Source organism: Halonotius terrestris (genome assembly GCF_006861665.1).
Lineage (GTDB): Archaea > Halobacteriota > Halobacteria > Halobacteriales > Haloferacaceae > Halonotius > Halonotius terrestris.
Genome location: NZ_RKLU01000003.1, coordinates 108,520 through 135,211 on the forward strand (window position 1 = coordinate 108,520; position 26,692 = coordinate 135,211).

The window sequence follows — 26,692 nt, forward strand, 5'->3', positions numbered from 1 at the left end:
TATGATACGGAGACAGCTCCTCGTCCGACTCGAACCGCTCCTGTTGATCGCCGTCGGCGGCTTCGCCGGCGCGAACCTCAGACATTTCGTTGACCTGCTCGTCTCCAGTTCGTTGCCGGCGACGCTCGCTGTCAACGTCGTCGGTAGCTTCGCGCTGGGCGTGTTGGTCTACGATTCGCTGGCCCAGCCGGCGATCGCCGACAACTCCCGGCTGGTCTTCGGCACCGGCTTTCTGTCGTCGTTTACGACCTACAGCACGTTCGTCCTCGATACGGTGCTCAGCGATCCACTCACCGCCGGCGGCTACCTCGCGGTGAGCTATCTCGTCGGCTTCCTCGCAGTTGTTGCCGGCCGGTGGTTCGTCGGTGGAGGTGGGGCATGATCCCGACCGAGCCGGCCTATCTCGTCGGCACCGGCGGCGCGATCGGTGCCGTCTGTCGGTATCTCGCCGGGAGCCTGCTGACTCAGCGGATCGGCTCGCCGCCGTTCCCAGTAGCGACGCTCGTCGTCAACGTCGTCGGCAGCTTCGCCCTCGGGCTGTTGCTGTTCAGCGGCGTCAGCGATGAGACAGTACTGTTTTTCGGGATTGGTGCCTGCGGCGCGTTTACCACGTATTCCTCGTTTAGCGTCCAGACCGTCCGGCTCTGGGAAGGTGGCCGGCGCGGCTACGCAGTCGCCAACGCCGTCGGTAATTTCCTGTTGAGTGCCGGCGCGGTCGGCCTCGCGTGGCTGCTCGTCGGGTAGGAACGCGGAACGAAGCGACCGCGATCAGTCCGAGGTTCGGTGGATCGGCTCGGCGACGTTGACGCCGGTGATCTCGAAGCGGACGCCCTCGTCGCCGCTGTCGACGCTGAGCTCCCAGCCGTGCCCGGAAACGACGCGGGTGACGACCAACAGCCCGAGGCCGAAGGACTTGATGTTCTCAGTATCGCAGTCGTCGAGCGCGGCTTCTACGTCCGCGGGCAGCGGCGGGCCGTCGTTGGCGACGACAAACCCGTCCGGGTGGTCGGCGACGGTAACGGTGACGCCGTCGCCACCGTGTTCGACGGCGTTGCGAAACAGGTTTTCGAGGAGTTGCTGGAGGCGGGTCACGTCGGCGAAGATCGTGGTCTCGCACTCGACGGACAGCGTCGCGTCACGGGTGCGGACAGTTTCCCATGCGTCCTCGACGACTGCGGCCAGCGCGATTTCGCTCCGCTCGCCGATATCCGTCCCTTCCTTGGCGAGCATGAGACACTCGGCGATCATCGACTCCATCCGCTCCAGCGAGCGGTCGACACGGGCGAGGAACTCCAGTTGGTCACCGCTTGCGGTGTCGGCTGCGAGCTCAGTGTACCCCATCGCCGACGACAGCGGGTTTCGGAGGTCGTGGGCGATGATGCCGGCGAACTCCTCTAACCGCTCGTTTTGCTCACGGAGGTCGGCTTCGTGTCGCTTCCGCTGGAGTTCCGCACCGATCCAGTCGGCGAACAGGGCGGCGAGTTCCCGCTCGTCGTCGGTGAACTGGTCGGCCCGCGGATCGGGGTCTTCGAAGGCCAGCGTCCCAAAGAGTTCGCCGTCGACGAAGACCGGCACGCCGAGATAGCAGTCGTTGCCGGTGGTCTCCCGAGCGATATCGTCGTGATACGCGCTATCGGCCGCATCAGCGATAACGACCGGGTCGCGGGCCGCGACGACGTGGCGACACCACGATTCCGCAAGGCTTCGATCCGGCGGCGTGGTGTCGTCGCCAGCGTCAGGCGTCGTTGTGGCATCAGAGGTCGATGTGGCGGTGCCAGCCGCGGCGTCGGCGGTAGCGGCATCAGCGGTAGCGGCGTCGGGGGTGGCGACGGTGTCGCTCGCAGCGATCTCGTATTCACCGCCGGCGGTGTAGGAGAGTACGCCCGAGGCGACGCCGAGATGGCTGCGACCGATGGCGATGGCCCGCTCGATCCGCTCGGCCGGCGTCAGTTGCCTGTCAGCTAACGCGCAGAGCCGTTTGTACGGCTCATCACCGTCGCTCGCGTCCATGGGAGTGAACGTGGTAGCCATCCAAATAGCAGTGTCGGAATCGTACACGGGTGAGAGGATTACTGCCCTTGGTCGCTGTTCGACCAACCACGACTGTTTTGATCCCGGCTCAGAAACACCGCAGTATCAACCACCCGGCCACCGGTATCCCCGCCATTCACCAACCGCAACTACGCCACGTATGCGCCTGATCCAAACACTCGTTCCCGAGGGGAAACGCCAGACGGTCATCGAGATCCTTGAGGCCGCGGAGATCGATTTCGCCATGACCGAGGAGACCTCCCGGAGCGACTACAGCGACATCGTCTACATCCCCACCGACGTCGACAGCGTCGAAGGCATCCTCGAAGAACTGCGGGATGTCGGCGTCGAGCGTGACGGCTACATGATCGTTACCGACGTCGAAACGATCGTCTCCGACCGCTTCGAAGAACAGCTCGCCGAAGCCGAGGAAGCCGAAGCCGAGGACCCCGAAGAAAAAAACGGCATGGGCGAGGACGAACGCATCTCCCGAGAGGAGCTCCAGACGAAGGCGCGGAACCTCTCGCGGAGTACGCCCAACTACATCGCGCTCACGCTGATCAGTGCGATCGTCGCCACCTCGGGGCTGCTGCAGGACAGCGCGGCGGTCGTCGTCGGCTCGATGGTGATCGCACCGCTGATCGGGCCGGCGATGGCCTCCTGTGTCGGCACCGTCATCAGCGACGACGAACTGTTCTGGGAGGGGATCCGCTCGCAGGTCATCGGCCTCGTGGTGGCGGTCGCCAGCGCGACGCTGTTCGCCGCCGGCTACCGGGCCGCCCTCGCACCAGAACTCGAATTGCTCCTGATTCAGCAGGTCGCCGAGCGGGCTCACCCCGGCTTGCTCTCGCTGGCGATCGCCCTCGGCGCGGGGACCGCCGGCGCGCTGGCGTTGACCTCCGGCACCGACGAGGCACTGGTCGGCGTCATGATCGCCGTCGCGTTGATGCCGCCGGCGGCGGCGGTCGGGCTCGGCATCGCCTACGTCGATCCGACGCTCGCGGTCGGTGCTGGCGTGTTAGTGTTGGTCAATCTGCTGTCGATCAACGTCTCCGGCGTCGCCACCGTCTGGCTCAAGCGGTACAAGCCGACCCACTGGTACGACGCCGAGCAGGCCCGCCGGCTGACTGGCCGGCGGCTCGTGATCTTCGGACTCGCTATCCTCGTCCTCACGTCGTTTTTGGCGACGAGTTCGCTGGCCGCCCGGGAGAACGCACAGTTCGAGGCTGAGGTCGAACGGATCGCCGAAGACGCCAGCGAGAACCTGCTGTCGGTCGATTTCGACTACGAAGCGAACCTCCTCACCCAGCAGCCGGAGGGCGTGACGGTGCGGGTCTACGGCGACAACCCCCCGCAGGCCAGCGTGCTGCGCGAGCGGATCCGCGAGGAGACCGGCGTCGATATTCGGGTCCGCGTCGTCAACGAGCAGATCAGCGTTTCCTGACGAGACGCCGATACGTGCCGCCCGAGCGAGCGTGTCCCACCGTGCTCCGTGCCGCCGTCGATGGCGAGGTGGCTGGTGAAGTTTTATACTCCTGTCCGTCTCACGGTACGTCAATGGCTGGAACAGACGAGGAAACCCTTGCGGATCTGCCGCCGAGTGCGAAGCTNGTNTTCAAAGTNCTNGANTANNANGGNNNGNTGACNCAGAAAGGNATCGTCGAGGAGTCGATGCTNTCGGCCCGGACGGTCCGNTACGCNCTNGAACGNCTCGAAGNNATCNNNNTCGTCGANGAGGACGTCTATTTCGCCGACGCCAGACAGAACATCTACGAACTTACGCCGGACGCCGCCGACGCCATCGAGGAAGAAGCGATCGCCGACTAACGGAGTTAGTTTTCTGCCGTCGAGAGCCCGATGAGCCGGATCGCTGTCAACACCAGCGTCACGGCCAACGCCGTCGCCGACGCGAAAACGACCGCCAGCAGGAGAAACCACGCTTCCGGCCCGACGATCGGATACGAGCGCGCGCCGCCGACCGGGCCGAGCAGCTCGAAGACCCTGATCGCGTAGCCGGCGACAGCGACCGCGAAGCCGACCAGAAGGCCGATCGTCGCGTTGCGCTTGACGCCGAGAGCCTCGATCAACGCCGCCGTCGACGACCCCTCTGAACCCTCATCGCTCACAGTCGAAGGAGGTGGCGAATCCACAAAGCGATGTCGACTCACTCCATCGACACCGACGACGCGACTCAAACGTACGCCTCAAACTCCTCACCGAAGAGCAGGAAATAGCCCGTCCCGAGAAGGCCGATGACGGTTGCCACGGCGAACGCCAGCGTCGGGTTGCCGGCGAACAGTTGTCCCGCCGCTAGCGGGTTCGGCAGACCGCCGTAGAGCGCGCCGCCGAGCGCGCCGCTCGGAATCACGATGAGGTTTCGCAGGAGGTAGTACGCGCCAGTAACTCGCCCGCCAGCGTCGGCCTCGGCGGGGCCGACGATCAGGGCCTTGTGGGCCGGCAACCCGGCGAACCGGAGCCCCGAAAACGCGAAGAGAACCGCGAGAACGGTAGCGTTCGCCGGCGCGCTGATGAGCAGGATCGGAAAGATCGCATACACCGCAAACCCGGTGGCGACGACGAGTTTGAGGCCGACCCGCTCGGCGAGGGCTGCGGCGGGGGCCATCACGAGCAGGGCTACAACCATCTCGACGCCGAGCAGGAGGCCGAAAAACGTCGCCGGCGCGAGATCGACGCTCCCGACGACCGGCAGCGACAATGAGAGCCCGACATCGAGGAACTCGGTGACGACAATGATGAAGAAGACGTAGACCATGCCGTTCGCAAACCGGACCAGCGTGTCGCCGACGAGCAGCGGCCGCAGCGTCGCCGGCAGCGACTGGAGATCCGATCGAATCTGTGAGAGTCCCTCAAAAGAATCGCCGAAGGAGTCATCGCCCGCGTCGTACAGCCAGTGTTGGACGGCGGTGGCGACGACGCCGAACCCGACGGCGACGCCGAGGACGTAGCGGAAACTAACTGTAAAATCGGGATGCAACGCGAGCAGGCCGGCGGCGAGCACCGGCCCGAGCAGAAACGCGCTTCGGCGGAAGGTTTCAGTGCTGGCGAAGCCGCGGGCGAGCCGCTCGGGCGGAACGCTCTGTTTGACGATGGCGAACGTCGCGCCGAGCCCGAAGGATTTCCACGCTTGGGCGAGAACGAGCCCGACAAACACCCAGAGCCACGGCTGGATCGTGATCCCGGCGATAGCGACGGTGCCGAAGGAGGGAGCGACAAACCACAATAAAAAGCCGAGCGTCGAAGCCGCGCCGAAGACGGTGAGGGCGTACCGCGAGCCGATCCGATCGGAGATCGCGCCGCCGGGGTAGGGATACAGCGCGCTGATGAGGTTGCCGAACGTGCCGAACAGGCCGATGACGAACCCGCTCGCGCCGAGAACGCGGAGGTATTCGGGGAGAAAGCGGGTCGTCATCTGGAAGCCGAGGCTGAAGGCGAACATGGCGACCGAGAGGACGAACACGTCGCCGGAGAGAGCGAAGAACTGCCGGTAGCCGTCGAGGGGACTCGCATCGTCGGCCATCAAGGAGAGGGTCGGCCAGCATCGGCAAAACCGTACTGTGGGTGGAATTAACACACGATGGACCGGTCACGATGCCTGCACGAACGGCCACGTCGCGGTCGACACCTGAACACCCATATACCCGGATCACCAAAGCGAGGATATGAACGCGTTCGGTGGTTTCATCATCCGACTGCTCAGCGATCTGATCGAGATGCCGCTCATCTTCATCGAACAGGTCATCGGCCCGAATCCGATATCGATCGTTCTCATCGGCGTCGGCAGCGTTTTCGTGCTCGCCTCGGTCGCCGTCTTCGCCTACGTCGTCCTCGGCGCGCTCGGCGTCCCGCTGCCGTCGCCGGGTCGCGGGCCGGGTGAAACGATCGAGTAACTACAGTTCGAAATCGAGTCGGTCGCCGGTGGCGACAGCGTTGTCGTCGGTCCACTGGTAGCTGACCGCGAGGACGTACTGGGCCGTGCCGGCGTACTGTTGTTCGGTTCCTGTCTCGTCGGCTGCGGGTGCCGGCGCGTTGCGGATCGCCGTGATCGTTCCCTCACCGTCGGCGAAGACGAAATCGACGCCGAAATCCATATCCTGCATATCGTACTGTCGTTGGCCGACCGAATCGTGGACGTACAGCATCCCCCCCTCCGAGGGCATCGAATCGGTCGCGCTCAGGCCGATCTCACGCTCCGGGGGCGTCTCGGCGACCGCCGCTCGCACCGCGCCGCGAACCGAGCCGTCGTCGCTCCGGACGGTGACGGTCGTCGTCGGGTAGTCGGCGTAGGGACCGGTCGGCCAGTCCGTCTCGATCTCCGGGGCTGGCTCGTCGCTGGCGGCGTCGTTGGTGCCGCCCAGACAGCCGGCGAGCGTCGCCGGCACCCCGGCTCCGAGGGAGGCCAACAGCCGTCTCCGGTGCATACCCGCCGCGACGCCCGGCAGTGACTTAGTATTTCGTAGTGGTAGCGGATGGATACGGCAAAAGAACGAGGCGGCCGCGAGCGAGTTCAGTTCGTCGCCTGCTCGTAGGCCTCAGCGGCCAACTCGACAGCGGCGTCGAGATCCGGCCCAAGTGGCGAGCCGACGACGATGCTGTCGGCGTGGTCGGTGACGGCGGCCATCCGGTCGGCCACGTCGTCGACCGTTCCGGCCATACAGAACGCGTCGATCATGGCTGGCGTCACCAACTCGAACGCGGCGGAGAACTCACCCGCGCTGATTTTCTCGCCGATCTCTTCTGCGGTGTCGACGTCGATATCGTGGCGGCCGAGGACGGGCGGGGCCGCGCCGGCGGTGATATAGGCGACCGGCGGGCGGGCAGCCTCACGGGCGGCCTCGCGCTCGTGGGCGACGCTGACGCTGGCGTAGGCCGCGAGGTCGAACTCGCCGCGGTGGTCGGGCCGGTCGGCCGCGCCTTTCTCGACTTGCTCGCGGGCCCACGCGAGGTCGGCCGCATGCGAGCCGTTGAACAGCAGNCCNTCGGCGTGNTTGNCNGCCATNCGGCACATGTGCGGNCCCTCGCCNCCGACGTAAACCGGGATGTCGGCCCCGCTCGGTGGCTCGTAGTTGAGGCCGGCGTCGTCCGCCTCGAAAGTGCCGTCGTTGTCGACGCGCTCGCCGGCCCAGAGTTTCTGGGCGGTTTTGAACGCTTCGAGGACGGGCCGGAGCCCGCGGTCGTCGGCGAACCCGAGGTTCCGGGCGGTCGATGGGTCGCCCGGGCCGATACCGAAGACGCCGCGACCGCCGCTGGCCTCGTCGACGGTGGCGACTTTCGACGCCAGCGTGACGGGGTGGATCTCGAAGGGGTTGGCGACGCCCGGTCCCAGCCGGATGTCGTCGGTTTCGACGCCGATACGGTGGAGCGCGGCGAAGGGGTCGCGGTTGTTGTAGTGGCTGGAGACGAACACCGTGTCGTAGCCAGCGGCTTCGGCTTGCACGCCGAGGTCGGTGACCCGGTCGATCGGATGCTCGGGCGTGAGTTCGATGCCGAACATCAGGCCTCACCCCCCGCTTGGTAGGACCAGCCACGCAGTGCCTGCCGGACGTAGTCGCCCTCGATCTCTCGGAAATGGTTCTCGCTGCCCGGGAGGTCGCCGAACTCGAAATCGCGGACGACGACCGCCGGCGTGCCACCCGCGCCTTCGCCGGCGACGAGATTGGCTGCGGCGGCGAGTTCGTCGATGACGTTCTGGACGGTAACACCCATTTCGCGGCCGTTGCGGTCGGGCTGGCCGCGCCAGTCGCGGCNCGCCGGCAGNCCNGCCCAGCCGANGGCGACGCCGCGCTGGCCGTAGCGGAACGGCCGGCCGCAGGTGTCGGTGACGACGACGCGGTCGGTGGGGAGCTCGTCGGCGATGCGGGCCGCGCTCTCGCTGGGTCGCTTGGGCAGCAACAGCAGGTCGCCGTCGGGGACGTTCGAGCGGTCGATGCCGGCGTTGACGCCAATGTGTCCGAATCGGGTCTCGGTGAGGAGGAAGGGGGCCTCCATCAGCAGATCAACGCTCTCTTCGAGGACGGCTTGGGCGAACCGTGGGTCCTTGTCATCGCCCGTGATCTCGGCGAGGCGGTCGGCGATCTCTCGTGCGCGTGGGCCAGCGGGGTAGTCGTCGAGGTCGGCGATGCGGCCCTCGGCCTTCGAGACGACCGTGCTGGCGACACAGACCACGTCGTCGGGCCGGAGGTCGGCCCGCTCGCGGATCACCGCGGCGAGATCATCGCCCGGCTCGATCTCGGGGATGTCAGCGACGGTAAACAGTTCCATACGGCTCGGTGGGGACGGGAGCTAAAAAGAGCGGTCATACGGGTGGATCGAACCGGTGTTGACGGCGGCGACTACGGTTGTGGCGCGGCCATCACTGGCGACCTCTCGAAAACCCGAGAGATGGAAAGCATAGTATGGTGGGGCCCGAAGGGAGAGTGATGACACACGTCGTCACGACCTTCCTCAAACACCGTGGCTCGGTGCTGTTGACCCGGCGTGGCCCCGACGCCGAAACGAATCCCGGCCGCTGGGACGCGCTGTCGGCTCCCTCCGCGGGCGACTCCGAGGCCGCGGCCACCGAGGCCCGGCGGCTCGTCCGCGAGGCCACTGGCCGGCGGGACGTCACCCTCGCTCACGCCGGCGAGTCGGTCTCAGTCACCCACGACGGCGAGACGTGGACGCACTACCCGTTCCGGTTCGACGTGTCGAGCCGCGATCTCGACGACCTCCCCGCAGTGGAAACCACCGAGTGGACGACGCCGACGGCGATGGTCAACCGCGAGACGGTCCCCGGGCTCTGGGCGGCCTACCAGCAGGTTGCACCGTCGCCGACAACGATCGCTGAGGACACCGCACACGGCTCAGCCGCCCTGTCGATTCACGCCCTCGAAGTGCTCCGCGATCGGGCCGCCGTCGCTGACAACTGGCGGGAGATCGCCGACGTTGCCACCGAGCTACAGGACGCCCAACCGAGCATGGCAGTGTTGGCCAACCGCGTCAACCGGGTGTTGAGCGGCGCCGACCGCACACCCGAGGCAGTTCACGACCGCGCGATCGAGGCAATCGAAACCGCGCTGACCGCCGACAGCGAGGCCGCCGAAACCGCCGCCGCCCGGCTCTCGGGCCCGGTGGCGACGCTGTCGTGGTCCGGGACCGTGAAGGACGCGCTGATCGATCTCGGCGAGCCGGTGACGATCGCCGAATCGCGGCCGGACCGAGAGGGGATCGATCTCGCGGAAGCCGTCGCCGACACCGGGATCGACGTGACCGTGACGACCGACGCCGCGCTGCCGTCGTTGCTGGCGACCGAGCCCTTCGAGGCGGTACTCGTCGGCGCGGATACGATCCTGCCGACCGGCGATGTCGTCAACAAAGCCGGGACGCGCGGGCTCGCACTGGCGGCGAACGCCGCCGACGTGCCGGTCTACGTCGTGACCGCCCGCGATAAGGTCTCGAAGGACGACACCTTCCACCCCGAGGACGGCCCTGCGGCGTCGATCTACGACGGCGATAGCGACATTTCGGTTGCCAACCCCTGTTTCGATCTGACGCCCGGCGAGCTAATCGAGGGCGTGCTCACGGAGGATGGCCTGTTGGATCAACGCGGGATCGAAGTCGTCGCCGCCCAACACCGCTCGAATACGGACTGGCTGGAAGCCGGCTCGACCGCGAGTCACTGACGGGAGCCAGAGGCCGTAGGGGTTAGTTTCAACACCACTATTATGAGAATTCACTCGTACTGTTGAGATGATGGTGAGGTCGGTTGGTGGTGCCATCGTATTGGCATCGTTTGGTGCCGCTGTGGGCGCGCTGTATCTCTTGCAGTATCTGTATCGGAAGCGCGACCGATCAGGAGCGGCGTGGTTCATGGGGAACATCGCCGCAGTAGCCGTGTTCTGTGCTGCATACGGCGGTGCACTCCTTGTGTTTGATCCGACGCTCAGAGTCGCGCTTGAGGCAATCGCGTTCAGTTGTGTCGGGTTCATGGGCCCCTTTTTCCTGGCGTTTGGCCTCGATTATACCGGACGGGGAGATCTCATCCGGACACCGCTGTTCGGGATCGTCGCCATCGTGCCGATCGTGACGGCTGGACTCGCTGCGACGAACCAGGTCCATCACCTCCTGTGGACCGACCTGCAATTCGGTTCCGTCTTCGGACTGTCGACCGTGCTGTACACGATCCAACCGTGGGGCATCTTTGCCCTGTTGTTCTCGATCGGGACAGCAGCTGTCGGCTCGCTGCTGTTGATCGGAGCCATACTGAGTTACGGGCCGTTGTATCGCCGGGAAGCCACAGCGGTCATCCTGAGTACGGCCCCACCGTCGGTCGGCGTGTTCGTGTGGATGTTCGAACTCGGGCCGATCCCGGAGCTGCATCTCACGGCCCCGTTCATGCTCGTTCACGTCGCGCTCGATGGGTTTGCGTTTGTGGGGACCCACATGTTCGAGACGAATCCGGCGACCCAACGGATGGCCGAACGCACTGGCTTGGATTCCTTATCGGACCCAGTGTTTGTGCTGGACACGAACCAGCAGATCGTTCAAGTGAACAATCGCACTGAGGCGGTGTTTGAGCGCACCCGGTCGGCTGCATTACCGATACCGCTTGCAGACATCCTCGGTGTCGAGTTGGCAACGCTTCGTGAGACCCAAGAACTCACGATTGAGTCGGACGGCGGTACGGTATTTGCAGTCTCGTACTCGGAGTTGACCGATCCAAGCGATACTACCGTCGGGAGCATGCTTGTGTTGTACGACGTGACCGCAGATCGACAGCGCGAGCAACAGCTCTCGGTGTTGAACCGGGTGTTGCGGCATAACCTTCGGAACGAAACGACGGTGATCAGAGGCTATGCAGAGGCGATGGCAGCCACAGTCGAGGGATCGGAACTCGGTTCGCATGCGGAGAAGATAGACGCGGCCAGTAATCGATTGCTGTCGATCGCTGAGAAAGCGCGCAACTTCGAGAGTATTCAGGAGGGCAAAATAGCCCCGAAATCGACCGATATCGGGACCGTCCTAACGGACGTGGAAGCGGAGTGTACCGACGACAGCGCGGCGAGTATTGAATCGACAGTCACACCGTCGGAGCTGCAGTTGCGGACGGATCCGGTCGTCCTCTCGGTGCTGCTCACGAACCTGATCGAAAACGCGATAGAACATTCGACTGCCGAAACGCCGTCGGTGACGATTACGGTCGCCGAAGCAGAGGCCGGAAACGGACGCGTCAGTTTCGAAATCCGTGATCGCAACGAACCGATTCCGAAACAGGAAATCCAAACGCTTCAAACGGGCTTTGAAACGTCGCTGCAGCACGGACAAGGGATCGGGATGTGGATCATCAACTGGTGTGTCCAGAAGCTCAACGGTGAGATCGAATTTGACTACGATGACGGGAACGTGGTGACCGTGACACTGCCGCAGCTCTCCTGATTAATAGTTGGTGGCTCGGGAAAGAACCTCATCACACGGGGCTCAGAGGGGGTAACTATCGTCACTGCCACCATCGGTGCTTTGCCGGGGGACAGTAAGAACCCACGCTTCTGAGAGGGATAATCGAGTCACTACGAGGTAAATGAAATCCCAGGCTCCGGCTGGAGGAGGGGGGAGCCTCCACCCGGAGCGACGGGAGTGACGAAACGGTCTGCAACGGTCGCTCCCCTCGGGCTAGCGGGGCGACCATCTAATGGGACTTGCTGCAGACAATAAAACCTACCGGACGGCCACCCGATGGCGTGGGGTGATTCAGTTACATCGGGAGTGCTGTTCTTTTCAGACGATTGTCTTGATTCGCGCCGTAGAAGTTGACATTGTCAGTCGGTAACGAACTGCAAGAGTTCGTCCCGTTTGGCCGCGCGGATGTGTGCCTGCAGCGCGGTCCGCAGGCTACTGATCCGGCCGGCCTTGGCGGTGATCGGTGCGATGACTTCGTCTTCCCACTGTTGCCACGGCGGATAGAGGCCGAGGCGATCACAGAGGTCGTTGAGTCGCTCGTCTTTGGCATCGACTTTGTCCATCTTGTTGACCGCGACGACGGTCGGAACGCCGAGTTCGTCGAGGAAATGGTACATCTCCACGTCGTGGGGGACTTCGCCGCGGTCGCTGTGGCGATCGATGATGTCGATGACGCTCTTGCCGTCGACGACGAGGACGGCCGCCAGAATCGAGTCGGCGTTGTCCTCGATGTAGCGGACGATGTCGGTCTGGATCGTCTCGCGGTGCTCGCCTTCGACGCCCGACATGAAACCGAACCCCGGCAGGTCGGTGAACATGAAGCTCTGTGAGGACCAATCGAAGTGGTTCGGCTCGCGTGTCACCCCGGGTTTCTGTCCCGTTGGTACGCTGTGGCCCGTGAGTTCCCGCATGATCGTCGATTTCCCGACGTTCGACCGGCCGACCAACACGATCTCGTCGTCGCAGTCGGGGCGATCCTCGAACATACCGGCAGTCGGCGACCGGCAGGGAAACGGTTTGCGTTCAGTAGTGGTCGACACTGGATTTGGATCAGACAGGCAGGCAGGTCGGTCGGCCGGCCGATCAACCGCTACCTTGGCGGACTGAAAGGGCGAGACGCTATCGACGAACCCCGGCGACGTAAGCACTGCAGGAACGAGCGAAGCGAGTGACGAAGCGCGCAGCGAGCCGCGGGAGTCGATAGCGTCGAGGGCTTTCTATACATCTGTCGAGTACTCAATCGATTAATTGAATCTTGCGAGCCGATACCGGGAGTTTTCACCGCCCGAGCCAACACACGACCATGTCAAAAGCCGACCTCCGCGAGCGGATCTGGGATCACCTCGACACCGAGGGGATCGCCCGGTTCCCGTTTCCGCCGCACGGCCGTATTCCCAACTTCGCCAACGCCAGCGACGCCGCCGACCGACTGGCCGATACTGACGCGTGGCAAGCCGCCGACACGCTGAAATGCAATCCCGACGCCCCACAGTTGCCGGTGCGCCGGCAGGCCCTGCGGGACGGCAAAACGATCTATATGGCTGTCCCGCGACTCAGCGAAGACAAGCCGTTTCTCCGACTCGCACCCGACGAAATCGACGACATCGACGACGCGACGACAGTTTCCGGCTCCGCAAAACACGGCGTGCCCGTCGATCCCGAGGCAATGCCGCACATCGACCTCATCGTCGCCGGCAGCGTCGCTGTCGACGAGGACGGCAACCGCGTCGGTAAAGGCGAAGGGTTCAGCGATTTGGAGTTCGCCGTCCTGCGTGGATTCGACCGCGTCGACACCGACACCACGGTCGCCACGTCCGTCCACGACAGCCAAGTCGTCGACGACGAAATCGAGCCTGACCGCCACGACGTACCGCTGGATTTGGTCGTGACGCCGACGGGAGCGATCGAGACCAACGCTGTCGCGGATCGGCCCGATGGGCTCTACTGGGATGATATCGCGGCTGAGAAAATCGAGGAGATTCCCGTGTTACAACGGCTCCAGCCCGAATAGAGAGCGGCTCCGTTTTCAGGCGTCCCGCGAGGGGAGTTCCGGCTCGTAGCCCACAGCGTCGATCGCCAAGTCGAGGACGTCGTCGATGCCCTCCTCCTCGGTGACGCTCATGTAGGCATCGGCCTCCACGTCGGTCGAGCGGTCGCTCTTGTTGCAGATCGTCAACACCGGAANNNTATCGCGGTCGGCNNNGAAACGGTCGAGGACNNCNTCGCGGAGTTCNANCTGNNCGTCNAGCGGGTAGCCACAGTCGCCGNNNGCGTCGACGANGAACAGCACCGNNTCNGCCAGATGTTGGAGCGCGCCGGCGGCCTGTCGCTCGATGTCGTTGCGCTCGTCTTCGGGGCGGTCAAGCAGTCCGGGCGTGTCGATCAGCTGGTAGCGAATACGGTCGCGTTCGACGTGGCCGATCTGGACGCCGCGGGTCGTGAAGGGGTACTCTGCGATCTCGTTTGAGGCGCGGGTGACGTGGTTGACGAAGGAGGATTTGCCGACGTTGGGGTAGCCGGCGATGACGATAGCCGGCTCGTCGGGCCGGATGTCCGGGAGGTCTTTGAGCGCGTCGCGGGCGTCGCCGACCGCCCGGAGATCGTCTTTGATCTCATCGAGGATGTCGGCGATGCGGGCGAAGGCCTGCTTGCGGTGCTTGCGGGCGGTGTCGGGGTCGGTCTTGCGGAGTTTCGACTGGTATTCCCGGCCTAACTCCTCGATCTGGCGGCTGGCCCACGTGACCTCCGACAGCGACTGCCGGAGTTCGTCGACATTGACGATGGCGTCGGCGAGTTCGTAGTAGAACGGGTCGACGTAGTCGAAATCCGGCCACGCGGTGACGACGTTTTCGAGGTTGTCGGAGGTGATGTTGACCGCGACGGTCAGCATCGACTGCTGGGCCTCAAGGCCGCCTTTGGCGTTGCCGGCCCGGGCGGCCCGCGAGAAGGCCTTATCGAGCAGCTCCTCCGATCGGGGAGCTGTGGGGAGATTCTCGAAAATCATTTTCCGGATCTACTGCCCCAACGCGTAAAAGCGCGTTCGTTCGCGGTTCTGCGCCGGATTCGGTCGTTCGATCGGACCGATCACAACCGGTATGTCAGCAGCGAATGAAGGATTCGTATGCTCGAAGTCGGCGATCCAGCCCCGACGGTCACAGCGCGCAACCAACACGGCGAGACGGTGTCGCTCGATTTCGACGACCCGACCGTGCTCTACTTCTACCCGAAGAATTTCACCGGCGGTTGTACGATCGAGGCCAATGGCTTCCAAGCAGCCCTCCCGGAGTTTCGGGAAGTCGGGGTCGGCGTCTATGGCGTCTCGATGGAAGATACCGAGAGCCATGCCGAGTTCGCCGATGAGGAAGGGATCATCTTCGACCTCCTCGCGGACCCGGATGGTGACCTCGCCGATGCCTTCGGGCTCGATACTGACGACGGACACACCGACCGCCGGACGTTTGTTCTCGCCGACGGCGAAGTCGTCTCGGTGTACGACCCCGAACTCGCCGATCCATCGGGGCACGCCCGCGAGGTGCTGCGCGAGACGCGAAACGAGTTCGTCCGCGGCGGCTAACGGTCGTCGTCCGCGCTGCTCGCTCGTTCGTGTGGTGCGAGCTCACTGACCGGAAGAATTTTTCACTGCTCGTAGCGAGAATCATGTATGGTTCGTGAAGAACTACAGACAGCAGCCGACCGCCTTCGAACAGCAGCTGAAACGGCTGACGGCGACGCAGTCGAACGGCTCACCGGACTGGCCGACAAACTCGATACGCTGGCGACGGCCGACCGCGGGCCAGACCACGGCACGATGGCACGCATGCAGAATACGCTCAACGAGGTCAAAGACGATATCGCTCCCGAAGCCGCCGACGCCATCGACGACGCCAAAGCCGCTATCAGCGAGTACCGGTCGACGGTCGAGGGCGTATAGCTGAGATCGGCTTCATCGCCGGACCGATTCTCCGCGAAAAATCACTGCAGTGTGATGGTTGCGTCCTGATACACCCGTTGTCAGCCACCCGGTCGAACTCTTATGAGGGTCCCCACGGCGGTTTCTTTGATGTCGTCCTATCGAGGAATCCCGGCTCCTCGATAGCACCAAACGCGCGCCGGAGGATGAGCCCCACAATCAGCCCGAAGATCGTCATCGAGACGATGGACTGAGTTTTCAATACGAGGAACTCGCCAGCGGGAATGTACAATGGTAATGCTACCATACGGCATGTTCTCGGTAGACATGTAAAACAGTAAGGGTGAATTGCGCGAGCGGTACCAGAGCGAACCCGGAGGCCGTCGCAGCTTAGATCGCTGTCCGAAGCAGCCACCCGATTGAGATCGTCCCGGCAGCGGCCACAAAGACGCCGACGACAAGCGGTGCGTCGGTTGACCGAGTCGACTGATAGACGGTGAGCAGTCCGACGAGGAACACGACGACAGCGAGATAGAGTTTGAGAGCCCACGTTTCGGCAGCCGCGCTGTCTTTCTCGTATGTCTCTTGATCAGTCATACCGAGTATAACCGGAGCGACGACGTCTCGTTCGATCAGTTCGTTACTCCCAATCCTCGTAGGTCGGCCGCTCCAGATCGCCCGGGAAGTCGTCGATGGGTGCGGTCGTCTGATCGCCCGTTGCCATATCTTTCACCGTCACCTCGCCGTTTTCGAGATCGCGCTCGCCGACGATGACCACCGTCTCGGCGTTGATCGAGTCGGCGTAGTTCATCTGCGCGCCGAAGCTCCGGTCGGCAACGTCGCTTTCGACGACGTGGCCACGATTGCGGAGTTGGCGGGCGACTTCGGCGGCGACCGCGCGGGTGTCGCCGACGCTCAGGACGTAGTAGTCCGTCGACGGGGCCTCCTCGGGCCAGACGCCCGCGCGCTCACAGAGCAACTGGAGGGTNGNGTNNCCGGGCGCGANNCCGACGGCCGGCGTCGGCTGNCCGCCGAACGACTCGATGAGGTCGTCGTAGCGGCCGCCGCCGAACACCGAGCGGGAGACCTCGCCCGTCGAGTCGAAGCACTCGAAGACGACGCCGGTGTAGTAGTCGAAGCCGCGAGCGGTCTCCAGCGAAAGCTCGCAGTANTCGCNGNCGCCGAANTCGTCGNCNGCGNCGAGNACGGCNTCGAGGTTNNCGACGGCGTCGGCGACGCGGTCGGTTTCGGCGAAGTCGACGAGATCGCCGAGGTCGTCGGTCCCGAGCAGATCATCAAAGGTTTCGGCCTGATCGTACCGCAGGCCGGCGTCGTGCAGCAGATCGTAGTACTCCTCGGTCTCGATCTTGGCGGATTTGTCGACAGCGCGGATCGCCGCCTCGGTGTCGACCTCGGCATCGAAGGCGTTGAGGAGGCCGCCCAGCAGATCGCGGTGGGAAACGCGAAACTCGAAATCGTCGCCCGTCAGTCCGAGATCAGTTAGTGCGTCGGCGGCGAAGGCGAGGATTTCGGCGTCGGCAGTCGGCTCGNNNGAGCCGAAGATGTCGANGTTNGTCTGGTAGAACTCNCGGAACCGNCCCTGCTGGACCTGCTCGTAGCGCCAGAACGGGCGCGTGGAGAACCACTTGATCGGCTTCGACAGCTCCTGCTGGCGGGCGGCGACCATGCGGGCGACCGTCGGCGTCAGCTCCGGCGTNAGCGTNACGTNNCGNCCACCNTTNTCNNNGAAGTNGTAGAGCTGGTCGACGATCTCGTCGCCGGATTTGTCGGTGTAGAGCTCGGTCGCCTCCAGCGTCGGCGTGTCGATCTCGCGGAAGCCGTATCGAGCCGCCGCGCCCTCGACGGTATCGATGACCTCCCGGCGAGCGGTCATCTCGTCGGGGTAGAAATCCCGAAACCCTTTGAGTCGGTCGTACATGGCGAGCGGTTTGGGAGGGCCGCGCTTGAATGCTGTCCTTTGGCGGTTGGCGGCGCGGCTATCGCTGATGGGCAGACACACTGTGAGCGGATCGACGGCGGGGAATAGCGGTTCGACGGCGAGTCGGTGCGTCGACTACGCGACGATTTCGAGTCGCGTCCCGAGACTTTCGGCGAGTTCGGCTTCGAGATCCGGATACAGCCCGAGCAGTTGGGCGACGCGGCGGCGGAGCCGCCCGCGTTTGGTCTTACCGACGAGGACGTGATCGGCGTTCTGTCTGGCAGCTTCGTCGACGATTGCCTCTTCGAGAACGTAGCCGCGCCGAACGACGTAGTGGGCCGGGATCTCGCCGAATTCGGCTTCGACTGCCGCCTGCAGGTCGCTCCGGCTGATCCGGTCGCCGTTCTGGAGCAAGGAGATGTGGAGTACGATCAGCGAATCACCCTCGTCGTGGGCGTCGAGCCCGCGCTCGATGGTTCGGTAGCTGTCTGCAGTCAGCGGATACCGAACCGTTACCAGCGTCGTCGTCATACCTTTCCTTAGCGAACCGAGTATATCTGTCTTCCTTTTGACGCTCCCCGCGCTGCTGGTCTTCGCGGCTATATTGCGATCATCGCTACCCCGATCACCGCGAGCACGGCGGCGACGAGCCGGATGCCGAACTGCCGTTCGTTGAGTAACAGCCCGCCGAGCACGACGGCGACGACCGCTTGGGTGTTGATGATCGGCGAGGCGATACTCGCCGGCACCAAGGAAAACGCGGTGTTGGTCAACCCCTCGCCAGCAGCGACGAACAGGCCGCCGACCGCGAATTTCGGGAGATCAGCCCGGAGTGTCGCTGGCGTCGTCGCCCGCACTGCCGCCGGCAACAACACGACAGCGACGCCGCCGAGCAACAGCGGCACCCACAGCCCGACCGGGATCGCCAACTCCTGAAGCGCGACCCGTCTGGCAACGTCGCTGACGGCGAAGGCCATCGCGCTCAGGATCGCCAGCCGGGCAGCCGTCGATGTGGTCGCTCGGCGGAGTGGATCGAGCAGCGAGCCGCCGCGGAAGTTGGCGACGTAGACCGCCACGGTGGCGACGACGACGCCGGCGACTTCCAGCGGCGTCAACACCTGCCCGAGGGCGACGATCTCGATGGGGAGGACGAAGACGGGGACGATCTTGCTGATCGGCGCGACGTAGGAAACCTCACCGACCGCCAGCGCGCGGAGGAAGGCGATCATCGCCGCCGCGACCATCGTCGCCGTCAACGCGACGACGGCGACCTGTTCGATGCCGAACGCCGCCAGGGCGTCGCTCGCGCCGCTCGGGCCGGGGTCGACGAGGAAGACTGGGAAATACCACACCAGCGCGAAGCTGTTGATCGAGACGGTGAGCAGCGAGGCCGGGTAGTCATCGAAGGCCCGCTTGAGATAGAAGAGGTAGCCACCCCAGACGAGGGCTGCCCCGACGGCGACACCGATCCCACTGACCATTTCCTGAGTCGACGGCCGGCCGGCGGTTCAACGGTTCGGTCTGCTCTCACTGAATTCGGCTATCGCCGACCGTGGACGTAGGTCTGCTCGTGGTCGGGGAACACGTCGCCGACAGCGTCCTCGCCGTGCCGGTCGGCCAACACCGCACGCAACTCACCCTCGTAGTCGGCTTTCGGGATTTCCTCGCTGGGGCCGGTTTCGACCTCGAAGCTCTCGGCGACGAGGTCGTCGACGGCGTGGCGGCCAAAGCCCGATAGCGGCGCGATGTAGTCGACGCCGTGGCGGTCTTCGAGACTCTGGGCCGCCGCCCGAGAGACCGTCGGCACGCGGTCGTCGCGTCGGCTGCCGTCGGCGATGGCGTCGACAGCGAGGTCGGCAACAGTTTCGAGCGCGTGATCGTGAACGCGCTGGATGCCGTTGCGCGGGAACCCATCCGCGACCATCTGTTCGACCGCATCCTCGGCGACCGACTCGTCGAGGGCGACCGTCTCGAACGGAAAGCCGAGTGCGTCGGCAGCGTCGCGTGCGTGTTGCCAGTCGTCGGTGACGCCGAAGTGGGCCGTCACGAGCCGCACATCGTAGAACTCATCGAGGAGGAGGGCTGCGAGCGAAGAGTCTTTGCCGCCGCTGTACAGCAACGCCAACTCCATCTTAGCGTCGCTGGATGTCGAACGACTGGGAATCCGGCTGAAGCTCCTCCAGCAGTTCTTTCATCTGCTGTTCGTCGATACGGTCCTGCACTCGCCCGCTCTGAGCGAGGGCGACGATCTGCTGTTTGACCTGTTTGGCGACCTGCGGTTTCGACATCTCGACGGCGTTGAGCCGCTGGCGAGCACCGTCGGTCAGATGTTGTTTCAGCACGGCCTCGCGTTGGGCTTCGGCCTGCTCTTGGGCGGCCTGTTGGCGGTCGGCGGCGTCGCCCTCGCCGCCCTGCTGTCGCTGTTTGAGTTCCTTCCGCTTCTGTTCGCGGAGCTCTTCGAGTCGGTCGTCGTCGGGGCTGTTGCTCATACGTGTTGTGTCGTCGCGGAGCCGCAAAAACGGTTTCGGAGAGTGGAATCCGCGTTAGGCGTAGCGTTCGAGTTCGGGGTTGTCGAGGTCCTCGAAGACGGCTTGGGCGACCTCATCGAGGAAGGCATCGCCGTCGGCGGTGGTGCGGCGACCCTCGCCTTGGGCGGTCTGGATGAGCTCCTCGTCTTCGAGTTGGGTGAGGAGTTCGCGGATGATCTTCGTCGAGCCGTCGATCTGTTTCTTCGGGGCGACGGCGTAGCGGTTCGAGCCGCCCTTGGTGCCGCCGTACTCCCCGGAGAGGCGTTCGACGCCGACGGGGCCGTTGATCGCCACCTTCCGCAGGAGGCTGGCACCGCGTCGCGCCCAGAAGTCCTCCTGTTGAGGTGGGAGTTCGCGGTCGTGGCTGGTTTTCGTGTACTCAACCCACTCCGGCTCGTCGAGCCGGTCGGCGAGCCGGTCGGCGAGCTCCTCGATGAGCTCCTCCGGCGGGACGTCGTAGAGAGTTACCATAGGGCCGTATTCCGGTTTGGCGTGTTTAAAGGCATCGTATCGCCGCCGCAGCCGCCGTCTGCCGGCCGTTTTCGTGCGAAACGGTCACAAGCGAACGATCGCTGCGATCCGCTCACCGACGCGACTGCCGGCCACTCACCGACGCGACTGCCGAAGCCAGTGGACGGCCGACTCGGCGAAGACCAGCCCGCCGAGCGTCGTCGGCAACCAGTAGGCGAAGCCGCGAAACAGGACGACACCGGCGACGGCGACAGCGGGCGTCACCGACGCCAGCGGCGTCCCGACGAGGATTGCTACTAGCGCGCTCTCGATGCCACCCGCACCACCCGGCAGCGGCAGGGCCAACGCGATCGACGCCAGTGGTACCGCGACCAACGCCGTCGTCACCGGGATCGGCTCGCCGATCGCCTCGAAGGCCGCCCAGAAAGCCAGCAGTTGACACAGCCAGCCGGCCAGCGAGTAGCCGAGGACGGCCGCTAACGTCCGGCGGTCGGCCGCGATGTGTTCGAGGTCGTCGACGAAGCCCTCGACGCGCCGGGCGAGAGCCGCCCGATCCGGTGTCGAAATTCGAGGAACGTGGGATTCCAGCCACGCAAGCGCGCGGGCCAGCCCACCAGTGAGTCGGGCGGTCACGCCGCGGCGACGACGCCAGAGCGAGCGCGCCGCGAGCGCGACACCGACGCCGGTCACGACAGCAATCGCCGCCGCACCGATGAGTTGGCTGTCGAGGCTGCCATCGACCGCCAACCAGACGAAGCCCAGCACCGCGAAACAGACCGAGGAGACGATGTTGACCGCGTCGACGGCGGCCATCGCCGCCAGCCCGCGCTCGTAGGCGACGCTCGTTCGCTCAGCGACCAACAGCGTCGTCAGCGGCTCGCCGCCGGCGTTCCCGAACGGCGTGACGTTGTTCGCAAACCCCGCGCCGGTCGACAGCAACAGTCCCGTCCACACCGAGACCGACGCGCCGTAGCTCCGGAGGGCCGCCCGCATCCCGAGGCCCCAGCAAGCGACCCAGCCGAAGATCAGGGCCGCGACCATAGCGACGCCCGCGCGGTCGGCCGTCCGGAGCGTCCGCAACACGTCCTCAACGCCGACGAGCCACGCGAGGGCGGCGATGACGGCCGCCGCCAGCAGGAATCCGAGCAGCGTCGTCCGAAGCCGGTCGCTGGCCATACGGGGGCGTCGGGTGTGCCGATAATCAACGCTCCGATGGCTGCGTAATAGCACACGCTTTTGTCGCCACCGGCGCAACGGGCGATAACCCGATGGACGAACGTGCGGCCCTCCGACAGCTCGCTGCCACCCTCCCACACGCCGGCGACGACGCCGCCGTCGTTGATGGCACGGCGATCACGACCGACATGCTGCATGCGACGACGGACTTCCCGGCGGGAACGACCCGCTACACCGCCGGCTGGCGGTCGGTCGCCGCCTCGCTGTCTGATCTCGCGGCCGTCGGCGCACAGCCGACCGCGGCGGTCGCCGCCTACGCCGATACCGCCTTCGACGCCGACGAACTCGCCGACTTCGTCGATGGCGCGCAGGCCGTCTGCGAAGCGGTCGGGGCCGAATACGTCGGCGGCGATCTTGACAGCCACAGCGAGTTCACCGTGGCGACGACGGCTATCGGCGACGCCGTGGAGGCAGTCGACCGCGCGAGCGCGACTCCCGGTGACCGCGTCGTCGTCACCGGTGCGTTCGGCCGGAGTGCGGCCGCGCTCCGCCTGTTCGAGCGTGAGGACTTCGACCGCGCCAACGACCTCTTTCAGTTTTCACCGCGGATCGACGCCGGCCGCGCGCTCGCGGACACGGCGACGGCGATGATGGATTCCAGCGACGGGCTGGCGCGGTCGCTACACCAACTCGCGGAGGCCAGCGACTGCGGGTTCGCCATCGACCGCGAGGCCGTGCCCGTCGCCGACGCGCTTGCGGCGGTTGCCGACGACGCCGACGACCGCTGGGAGGCGGCGGTCCACTTCGGCGAGGATTTCGAACTCGTTGCGACGGTGCCGGCCGCGCGGCTCGATGACGTGCGGGCTGAGTCGCCGACGCCGCTGACCGAAATCGGCCGCGTTGTCGACGCCGAAGAGGGAATCACGGCCAACGGCGAACCGCTGGCCGACCGCGGGTATACACACGGCTGAGTAACGGACGTTAGCGGAACAGCACCGTCGGCCGCCGCGCAGCGTCGTCGATATCGTCGTCAGGGGTGATCGCCGGGAGCCGGATCGTCGCCGTCGTGCCGTCGGCATCGCCATCGATGTCGAAGGAGCCACCGTACCGCGTGACGATCCAGTTGATCAGCCAGAGGCCGAGCCCGGAGCCGTGTTCGAGGGGGGTCTCGCTGCCGGCCGCGACGACCGCCGCCTCCATCGCGTCGATTCCGGGGCCGTCGTCGGCGATCTCGACGACGATCCACTCGCCGTCGTCACTGACAGTCACTGTGACGCCCGGTTCGGCCGCTGGGTTGTGTGTGATCGCGTTCGTCATCGCTTCCGAGAGCGCTGCTTCGAGCTCCGCGCCGGCACAGATCGCGCGGTCGGTGGCGATCGTCACGTCGATACTGGCTGCCGGCCACGCCTCGCGGTGGTTGTCGGCAAGCCGTGTGAGTACCGTCGGCGGATCGAGCCGGCGAGGGTCGCGGTCGGTCCGGGCGTTTGATTCGAGCGTTCGGGCGTGCTCGCTCAGCGAGACAAGGTCGTCGGCGACACGTTCGATCCGCCCGGCCAGCTCCTGTGGGGAGCCGGCTTCACCGGTGGTGATGAGGTTGGCAAAGCCGAGGATCTTCCCCATGTCGTTGCGGAGGTTGTGCCGCAGCACCCGGTTGAGCAGCGCGATCAACTGCTCGGTCCGGCGGCGTTCGGTCACGTCCGTCTGAAACCCGAGGTAGTGATTGAGATCGCCGCAGTCGTCGAAAATCGGCGTGAGCTGAATGCGGTTCCAGAACGGCGTGCCGTCCTGTCGGTAGTTGATGAGCTCGACGGTAACTGACGATTCGTTTTCGAGCGCGCTGCGGAACCGCGCAACTTCGTCGGGATCGGTCGCCTTGCCCTGCAGGAACCGACAGTTGCGGCCGACAGCGTTGTCGGCGTCGTAGCCCGTGATCCGCTCGAAGCCCTCGTTGACGTAGACCAGCGGCTCGTCGGGCTGGGTCGGATCGGAGATCGTGATCCCGATATCGGCGTCGTCGATCGCCCGGGTCTTGATCCGGAGTTCGCGCTCGCGTTCCTTCCGGGCGGTGACATCGCGGCCCACGCCCTGCACGCCCTCGATGGTCCCGTTGTCGGTGATCGGGGCCGCGTTGACCTCGATGGTGACGATGTCGCCAGTGGCGTCGAGAAAGTCGAGTTCAAGCGTCTCGATCGCCCCACCGTCCAGCAGTTGGTCGTACGCCACAGCCGCATCGCGGGCCGACTCGTCGGTGATGAACTCGGTAAAAGGCTCGCCGACTAAGGTGTCGGGATGGTAATCGAGGACGCGTTCGACGGCCGCGGAGACGTAGCTGAACCGCGCCGCGTCGTCGACCCGAAACAGGATATCGAAGCTCGTTTCGGCGATCCCCTCGAACCGCTCCTTTTCGCGTCTGAGTTGCTCGTTTTGCGCGCGGAGGTCGCGCTCGTAGGCCCGCTGTTCGAGCGTGCTGCCGACGAGCCGTGCCAGCAGCTCAACGAACAGTTCCTCGGATTCCGAGAACGGGTCGTCACGCTGGTCGTGGTCGGCGAAACAGACCGTCCCGTGAACCGCGTCGTCGACGACGACTTTCGCGCCGATGTAGGTGCCGAGCCCGAACGTCTCGATGGCTGCCTCGTTGATCGTCGACACCGCAACGTCTTGGATTGCGAGCGCGCCGTCGATCTCGATGGTCCGGCGACAGTAGGCCTCATCGAGCGGACAGCTTTCACCGGGCTGGATGAGGTCGTGGTCGCCGGTGGCACGGACGATCTCCTGTCGACCGCCGTCGATCTGCGTAAAGAAGCCGACCGGTAAACCGAGGTATTCGCCTCCGATATCCAGTGCCTGATCGATCTGGGATTCCACGTTGGCACCCGGCTCCGCGAAGGCGTCGTAGAGCCGTTCACGGTAGGAGACGGAATTCACGCCCGATATTATCAGGGATCGGACTTAAACTGACGGGTCCCGCAGCGGGGTAGAATAAAATGGCATGGTCAACCATGGAATGGCGCGATACGCCGGTCAGTCGTCAACGTAGAGTTTCTGGATCGACTCGCGGATGTGGTACTTGACCTCGTCGTTCTCGGCGTTGCTGAGCGCGGCGTGGAGGTGGTCTTCGACGCTCGTGGGTTGGGGGTCGCTGGTCGCGTCCATACCGAACCGAACGACTGTGAGGAACAAGGGTATACGCCGCGTAGCCGCGGCAGCGCGACGGTAGGAGCCGCCTACTCCGATCGGTTCGACGGCTCCACCGGCGACAGCGGGCGGTCGATCCGGTCGGTCACGTCCTCCTGAAAGCCGACCATCAGTTCCTCGTCTCCGGCCTCGACCGGTGCGATGGTGACGTGGTTCCAAAACGGGGTGCCGTCGGCCCGGTAGTTCCGCAGCGTCACCGTGACGGGCTCACCGTTTTCGATCGCCTCGCCCATTCGCTCGACCCGTTCGGACTTGGTGGCCTCACCCTGCAGGAACCGACAGTTGCGGCCGATGATCTCACGTTCCGCGTAGCCAGTCAGCTCACAGAACGCCTCGTTGGCGTAGACGATGGGGTTGTCCGCGTCGGTCGGATCAGTGAGAATGATGCCGATGGGGGCGGCGTCCATCGCCTGTGTCTTCCGACTGAGTTCGGCCTCGCGGGCGACGCGCTCGGTCACGTCCCGCGCAACGAAGAGGTGCTGGCCGGGGACGATGTCGGTCGTCGCGGCGTACTCGACGATCCGATCGATCCCGTCGGCGGCCGTGAGCCGTACCGTCTCGCGGTCGGTTCCCGGTGTCTGGATCGTCTCCCATGTCTCACCGATCTCACACTCACCCGGCAGGAACTCCGGCAGGCCGCGGCCGTGGAGTGCCTGTGCGTCCAGCCCGAACAGTTCGCCGGCGGCGGGGTTGGCATCGAGGATGCGAGCGTCGTCGTTGACGACGACCATCGCGTCGTGGGCCTCGGTGAACGCGGCATGGTACTGGTCACGTGACCGCGTGACATCGGCGGGTTGCCGACTGACGGTGACTGCCGGCCGTCGTGGGATCGAGACCGTCATGACCGTTCCGTCCGCCGTCGCCGTCGCATCGATTTCGCCGCTGTGGCTGGTGACGATCCAGCGGGCGAGCCACAGTCCGAGCCCGCTGCCGTGGGTGAACGGCGTCTCCTCGCCGCAGGTGAGCACCTCGATCTCCTGTTTGCTGAGCCCCGGCCCGTCGTCGCTGATCCGCACTTCGACGGCCTCGGCGACGGTCTCGACTGTGACCGTGGCCGTCGGTGCCTCGCCGGCGTGTTTCGCGGCGTTTTCGAGCAACTCCTCGATGGCGCGTTCGAGCGTCGGGAGGATGGCCGTCGTCACCTCGTCGCCCTCAACGGTGATCGTCGCGTTCGGGTAGTCGGCGGCGACGGCCTCGGCGACGGCCTCAACGAGCGCGACGACATCCGTGACGGTTCGCTCGGCGTCGATGGTGATGATCCGTTCGAGTTCGCGGGCCTTCTCGCTCAACGCCATCAGGTCGTCGATATGGGTGAGGACGGTCTCGCTGTAGTCTTCCCCGCTGTCCTCGGCCATCAACTGGGCGAACCCGCGGATGACGGACATCTCGTTGCGGAGGTTGTGCCGGAGGACGCGGTTGAGCACGGCCGCGAGGTTGCTCTGATTGGTGAGTTCGGTCTCGACGCGGTCACGGGCGAGTTCGCGTTCCAACAGCCGAGTGAGGAACTCCGCAAAGCGGGTTTCGGCGTCGGAAAACGGCTCCTCGCGGGGGCCGGCCGAAACGAAACAGACCATCCCGCGGGGCTCCCCATCGAGGACGAGCGGCGTGCCGAGATAACAGGAGAGGCCGCGGGCGTCGAGCGCGGGATCATCCTCGTATCCTTCCTCGGCGGCGTCGGACAGGGCGAGTTGGTCGCGGCTGTCGACGGCGTGCCGGCAGTACGTCTCCCTGAGGTCGAGTTCGAGTTCCGGCGGTGTCAGCCCGTCGTCGGTGTCGGTCGTGACCATCGCCTTCCAGTGGTTGGTCTCCTCGTGGACCCGGCTGAGGTGGGCGTTATCGACACCAAGCACGCGTGTGCCGAGCTCCAACGCGGCCCGTGCCTTCTCGTCGAACGGCACGTCCTCCCGGACGATTTCGTAGAGTTGCTGGCGGGCGTCGGCAGGCGAGGGTTGGTCAGTCATTGGCTACAACTCCTGAGTGCCATCGGTG

At 65.1% G+C, this 26,692-nt stretch carries 30 protein-coding genes and 1 pseudogene; 11 read left to right on the plus strand and 20 right to left on the minus strand.

The window, feature by feature from the left end; genetic code table 11:
* Window position 1: 1 nt before the first annotated feature.
* On the plus strand, window positions 2-382 hold the full coding sequence (locus tag EGH24_RS07205) for a fluoride efflux transporter FluC (RefSeq protein ID WP_142979497.1): 381 nt from the start codon (window positions 2-4) through the stop codon (window positions 380-382).
* A complete protein-coding gene (crcB, locus tag EGH24_RS07210; RefSeq protein WP_142979498.1) occupies window positions 379-744 on the plus strand; it encodes a fluoride efflux transporter CrcB in 366 nt (121 codons plus the stop codon). Before EGH24_RS07205 ends, crcB begins: the two co-directional genes overlap by 4 nt.
* A gap of 24 nt (window positions 745-768) precedes the next feature.
* Here the strand turns inward: crcB and EGH24_RS07215 are convergent, their stop codons facing one another.
* Window positions 769-2,010 (minus strand): sensor histidine kinase, encoded by a 1,242-nt coding sequence (locus EGH24_RS07215; RefSeq protein WP_185903268.1) that lies wholly within the window; start codon window positions 2,008-2,010, stop codon window positions 769-771.
* A 181-nt stretch (window positions 2,011-2,191) separates the two neighbouring features.
* On the opposite strand from EGH24_RS07215, the gene EGH24_RS07220 reads away from it, so the two are divergent.
* Both EGH24_RS07220 and EGH24_RS15495 read left to right on the plus strand, forming a co-directional pair.
* The gene (locus tag EGH24_RS07220; RefSeq protein ID WP_185903269.1) at window positions 2,192-3,475 is read left to right on the plus strand and encodes a TIGR00341 family protein; all 1,284 of its coding nucleotides are present in this window, start codon (window positions 2,192-2,194) and stop codon (window positions 3,473-3,475) included.
* Between the two features lie 113 nt (window positions 3,476-3,588).
* Window positions 3,589-3,858: pseudogene (locus EGH24_RS15495) on the plus strand (ArsR family transcriptional regulator).
* 5 nt (window positions 3,859-3,863) lie between these two features.
* Here the strand turns inward: EGH24_RS15495 and EGH24_RS07230 are convergent.
* Both EGH24_RS07230 and EGH24_RS07235 read right to left on the minus strand, forming a co-directional pair.
* Entirely contained in the window at window positions 3,864-4,157 is a 294-nt protein-coding gene (locus EGH24_RS07230) for a DUF7536 family protein (protein WP_142979501.1), read from the minus strand.
* A 65-nt stretch (window positions 4,158-4,222) separates the two neighbouring features.
* Entirely contained in the window at window positions 4,223-5,569 is a 1,347-nt protein-coding gene (locus tag EGH24_RS07235; protein ID WP_142979502.1) for an MFS transporter, read from the minus strand.
* A 142-nt stretch (window positions 5,570-5,711) separates the two neighbouring features.
* Between EGH24_RS07235 and EGH24_RS07240 the strand changes: the two genes are divergently transcribed.
* The gene (locus tag EGH24_RS07240; RefSeq protein ID WP_142979503.1) at window positions 5,712-5,939 is read left to right on the plus strand and encodes a hypothetical protein; all 228 of its coding nucleotides are present in this window, start codon (window positions 5,712-5,714) and stop codon (window positions 5,937-5,939) included.
* Here EGH24_RS07240 and EGH24_RS07245 read toward each other — a convergent pair whose 3' ends face one another.
* The 3 genes from EGH24_RS07245 to EGH24_RS07255 all read right to left on the minus strand — a co-directional run bounded on the left by EGH24_RS07245 (window position 5,940) and on the right by EGH24_RS07255 (window position 8,310).
* On the minus strand, window positions 5,940-6,470 hold the full coding sequence (locus EGH24_RS07245) for a DUF192 domain-containing protein (protein ID WP_142979504.1): 531 nt from the start codon (window positions 6,468-6,470) through the stop codon (window positions 5,940-5,942).
* Window positions 6,471-6,556: 86 nt separating this feature from the next.
* Window positions 6,557-7,543: a 5,10-methylenetetrahydromethanopterin reductase gene (locus EGH24_RS07250; RefSeq protein ID WP_142979505.1), complete on the minus strand. Its 987-nt coding sequence runs from the start codon at window positions 7,541-7,543 to the stop codon at window positions 6,557-6,559.
* Complete coding sequence (locus tag EGH24_RS07255; protein ID WP_142979506.1) at window positions 7,543-8,310, minus strand: coenzyme F420-0:L-glutamate ligase; 768 nt, start codon at window positions 8,308-8,310, stop codon at window positions 7,543-7,545. The genes EGH24_RS07250 and EGH24_RS07255 overlap by 1 nt, the downstream gene beginning before the upstream one ends.
* 158 nt (window positions 8,311-8,468) lie before the next feature.
* Here EGH24_RS07255 and EGH24_RS07260 point away from each other — a divergent pair, with 158 nt between their 5' ends.
* A complete protein-coding gene (locus EGH24_RS07260) occupies window positions 8,469-9,710 on the plus strand; it encodes a translation initiation factor 2 (RefSeq protein WP_142979507.1) in 1,242 nt (413 codons plus the stop codon).
* Between the two features lie 100 nt (window positions 9,711-9,810).
* Window positions 9,811-11,463 (plus strand): sensor histidine kinase, encoded by a 1,653-nt coding sequence (locus EGH24_RS07265; protein WP_246057928.1) that lies wholly within the window; start codon window positions 9,811-9,813, stop codon window positions 11,461-11,463.
* Window positions 11,464-11,843: 380 nt separating this feature from the next.
* Here EGH24_RS07265 and engB read toward each other — a convergent pair whose 3' ends face one another.
* Window positions 11,844-12,470, minus strand: coding sequence for a GTP-binding protein EngB (engB, locus tag EGH24_RS07270; RefSeq protein WP_142979509.1), 627 nt, complete (start codon window positions 12,468-12,470; stop codon window positions 11,844-11,846).
* Between the two features lie 317 nt (window positions 12,471-12,787).
* On the opposite strand from engB, the gene EGH24_RS07275 reads away from it, so the two are divergent.
* Complete coding sequence (locus EGH24_RS07275; protein ID WP_142979510.1) at window positions 12,788-13,495, plus strand: 5-formyltetrahydrofolate cyclo-ligase; 708 nt, start codon at window positions 12,788-12,790, stop codon at window positions 13,493-13,495.
* 15 nt (window positions 13,496-13,510) lie between these two features.
* Here EGH24_RS07275 and EGH24_RS07280 read toward each other — a convergent pair whose 3' ends face one another.
* Window positions 13,511-14,488, minus strand: a complete 978-nt coding sequence (locus tag EGH24_RS07280; RefSeq protein WP_142979511.1) for an NOG1 family protein — start codon at window positions 14,486-14,488, stop codon at window positions 13,511-13,513.
* A 117-nt stretch (window positions 14,489-14,605) separates the two neighbouring features.
* Between EGH24_RS07280 and EGH24_RS07285 the strand changes: the two genes are divergently transcribed.
* Both EGH24_RS07285 and EGH24_RS07290 read left to right on the plus strand, forming a co-directional pair.
* Window positions 14,606-15,058 (plus strand): peroxiredoxin, encoded by a 453-nt coding sequence (locus EGH24_RS07285; protein WP_142979512.1) that lies wholly within the window; start codon window positions 14,606-14,608, stop codon window positions 15,056-15,058.
* Window positions 15,059-15,145: 87 nt separating this feature from the next.
* Window positions 15,146-15,415 (plus strand): DUF7553 family protein, encoded by a 270-nt coding sequence (locus tag EGH24_RS07290; RefSeq protein WP_142979513.1) that lies wholly within the window; start codon window positions 15,146-15,148, stop codon window positions 15,413-15,415.
* 100 nt (window positions 15,416-15,515) lie between these two features.
* Here EGH24_RS07290 and EGH24_RS07295 read toward each other — a convergent pair whose 3' ends face one another.
* The 9 genes from EGH24_RS07295 to EGH24_RS07335 all read right to left on the minus strand — a co-directional run bounded on the left by EGH24_RS07295 (window position 15,516) and on the right by EGH24_RS07335 (window position 21,508).
* Complete coding sequence (locus EGH24_RS07295; RefSeq protein ID WP_142979514.1) at window positions 15,516-15,701, minus strand: hypothetical protein; 186 nt, start codon at window positions 15,699-15,701, stop codon at window positions 15,516-15,518.
* An 83-nt stretch (window positions 15,702-15,784) separates the two neighbouring features.
* Complete coding sequence (locus tag EGH24_RS07300; protein WP_142979515.1) at window positions 15,785-15,991, minus strand: hypothetical protein; 207 nt, start codon at window positions 15,989-15,991, stop codon at window positions 15,785-15,787.
* Window positions 15,992-16,034: 43 nt separating this feature from the next.
* On the minus strand, window positions 16,035-17,333 hold the full coding sequence (hisS, locus tag EGH24_RS07305; protein WP_142979516.1) for a histidine--tRNA ligase: 1,299 nt from the start codon (window positions 17,331-17,333) through the stop codon (window positions 16,035-16,037).
* 135 nt (window positions 17,334-17,468) lie between these two features.
* Window positions 17,469-17,864 (minus strand): universal stress protein, encoded by a 396-nt coding sequence (locus EGH24_RS07310; protein ID WP_142979517.1) that lies wholly within the window; start codon window positions 17,862-17,864, stop codon window positions 17,469-17,471.
* Between the two features lie 68 nt (window positions 17,865-17,932).
* A complete protein-coding gene (locus EGH24_RS07315) occupies window positions 17,933-18,814 on the minus strand; it encodes a DMT family transporter (protein WP_142979518.1) in 882 nt (293 codons plus the stop codon).
* A 59-nt stretch (window positions 18,815-18,873) separates the two neighbouring features.
* Window positions 18,874-19,464 (minus strand): DUF7411 family protein, encoded by a 591-nt coding sequence (locus EGH24_RS07320; protein ID WP_142979519.1) that lies wholly within the window; start codon window positions 19,462-19,464, stop codon window positions 18,874-18,876.
* Between the two features lies 1 nt (window position 19,465).
* The gene (locus EGH24_RS07325) at window positions 19,466-19,822 is read right to left on the minus strand and encodes a DNA-binding protein (protein WP_142979520.1); all 357 of its coding nucleotides are present in this window, start codon (window positions 19,820-19,822) and stop codon (window positions 19,466-19,468) included.
* Window positions 19,823-19,876: 54 nt separating this feature from the next.
* Entirely contained in the window at window positions 19,877-20,332 is a 456-nt protein-coding gene (locus tag EGH24_RS07330; RefSeq protein ID WP_142979521.1) for a 30S ribosomal protein S19e, read from the minus strand.
* Window positions 20,333-20,467: 135 nt separating this feature from the next.
* On the minus strand, window positions 20,468-21,508 hold the full coding sequence (locus EGH24_RS07335) for a lysylphosphatidylglycerol synthase transmembrane domain-containing protein (RefSeq protein WP_142979522.1): 1,041 nt from the start codon (window positions 21,506-21,508) through the stop codon (window positions 20,468-20,470).
* 92 nt (window positions 21,509-21,600) lie between these two features.
* Between EGH24_RS07335 and thiL the strand changes: the two genes are divergently transcribed.
* Entirely contained in the window at window positions 21,601-22,479 is an 879-nt protein-coding gene (thiL, locus tag EGH24_RS07340) for a thiamine-phosphate kinase (RefSeq protein WP_142979523.1), read from the plus strand.
* Window positions 22,480-22,489: 10 nt separating this feature from the next.
* Here thiL and EGH24_RS07345 read toward each other — a convergent pair whose 3' ends face one another.
* From EGH24_RS07345 to EGH24_RS07350, 3 genes are all read right to left on the minus strand, one after another.
* Window positions 22,490-24,433 carry a PAS domain S-box protein gene (locus tag EGH24_RS07345; RefSeq protein WP_142979524.1) on the minus strand — a complete coding sequence of 648 codons (1,944 nt, stop codon included), beginning with the start codon at window positions 24,431-24,433 and terminating at the stop codon, window positions 22,490-22,492.
* A 96-nt stretch (window positions 24,434-24,529) separates the two neighbouring features.
* A complete protein-coding gene (locus tag EGH24_RS15765) occupies window positions 24,530-24,661 on the minus strand; it encodes a hypothetical protein (protein ID WP_281284932.1) in 132 nt (43 codons plus the stop codon).
* Between the two features lie 71 nt (window positions 24,662-24,732).
* Complete coding sequence (locus tag EGH24_RS07350) at window positions 24,733-26,664, minus strand: PAS domain-containing protein (RefSeq protein ID WP_142979525.1); 1,932 nt, start codon at window positions 26,662-26,664, stop codon at window positions 24,733-24,735.
* Window positions 26,665-26,692 lie beyond the last annotated feature (28 nt).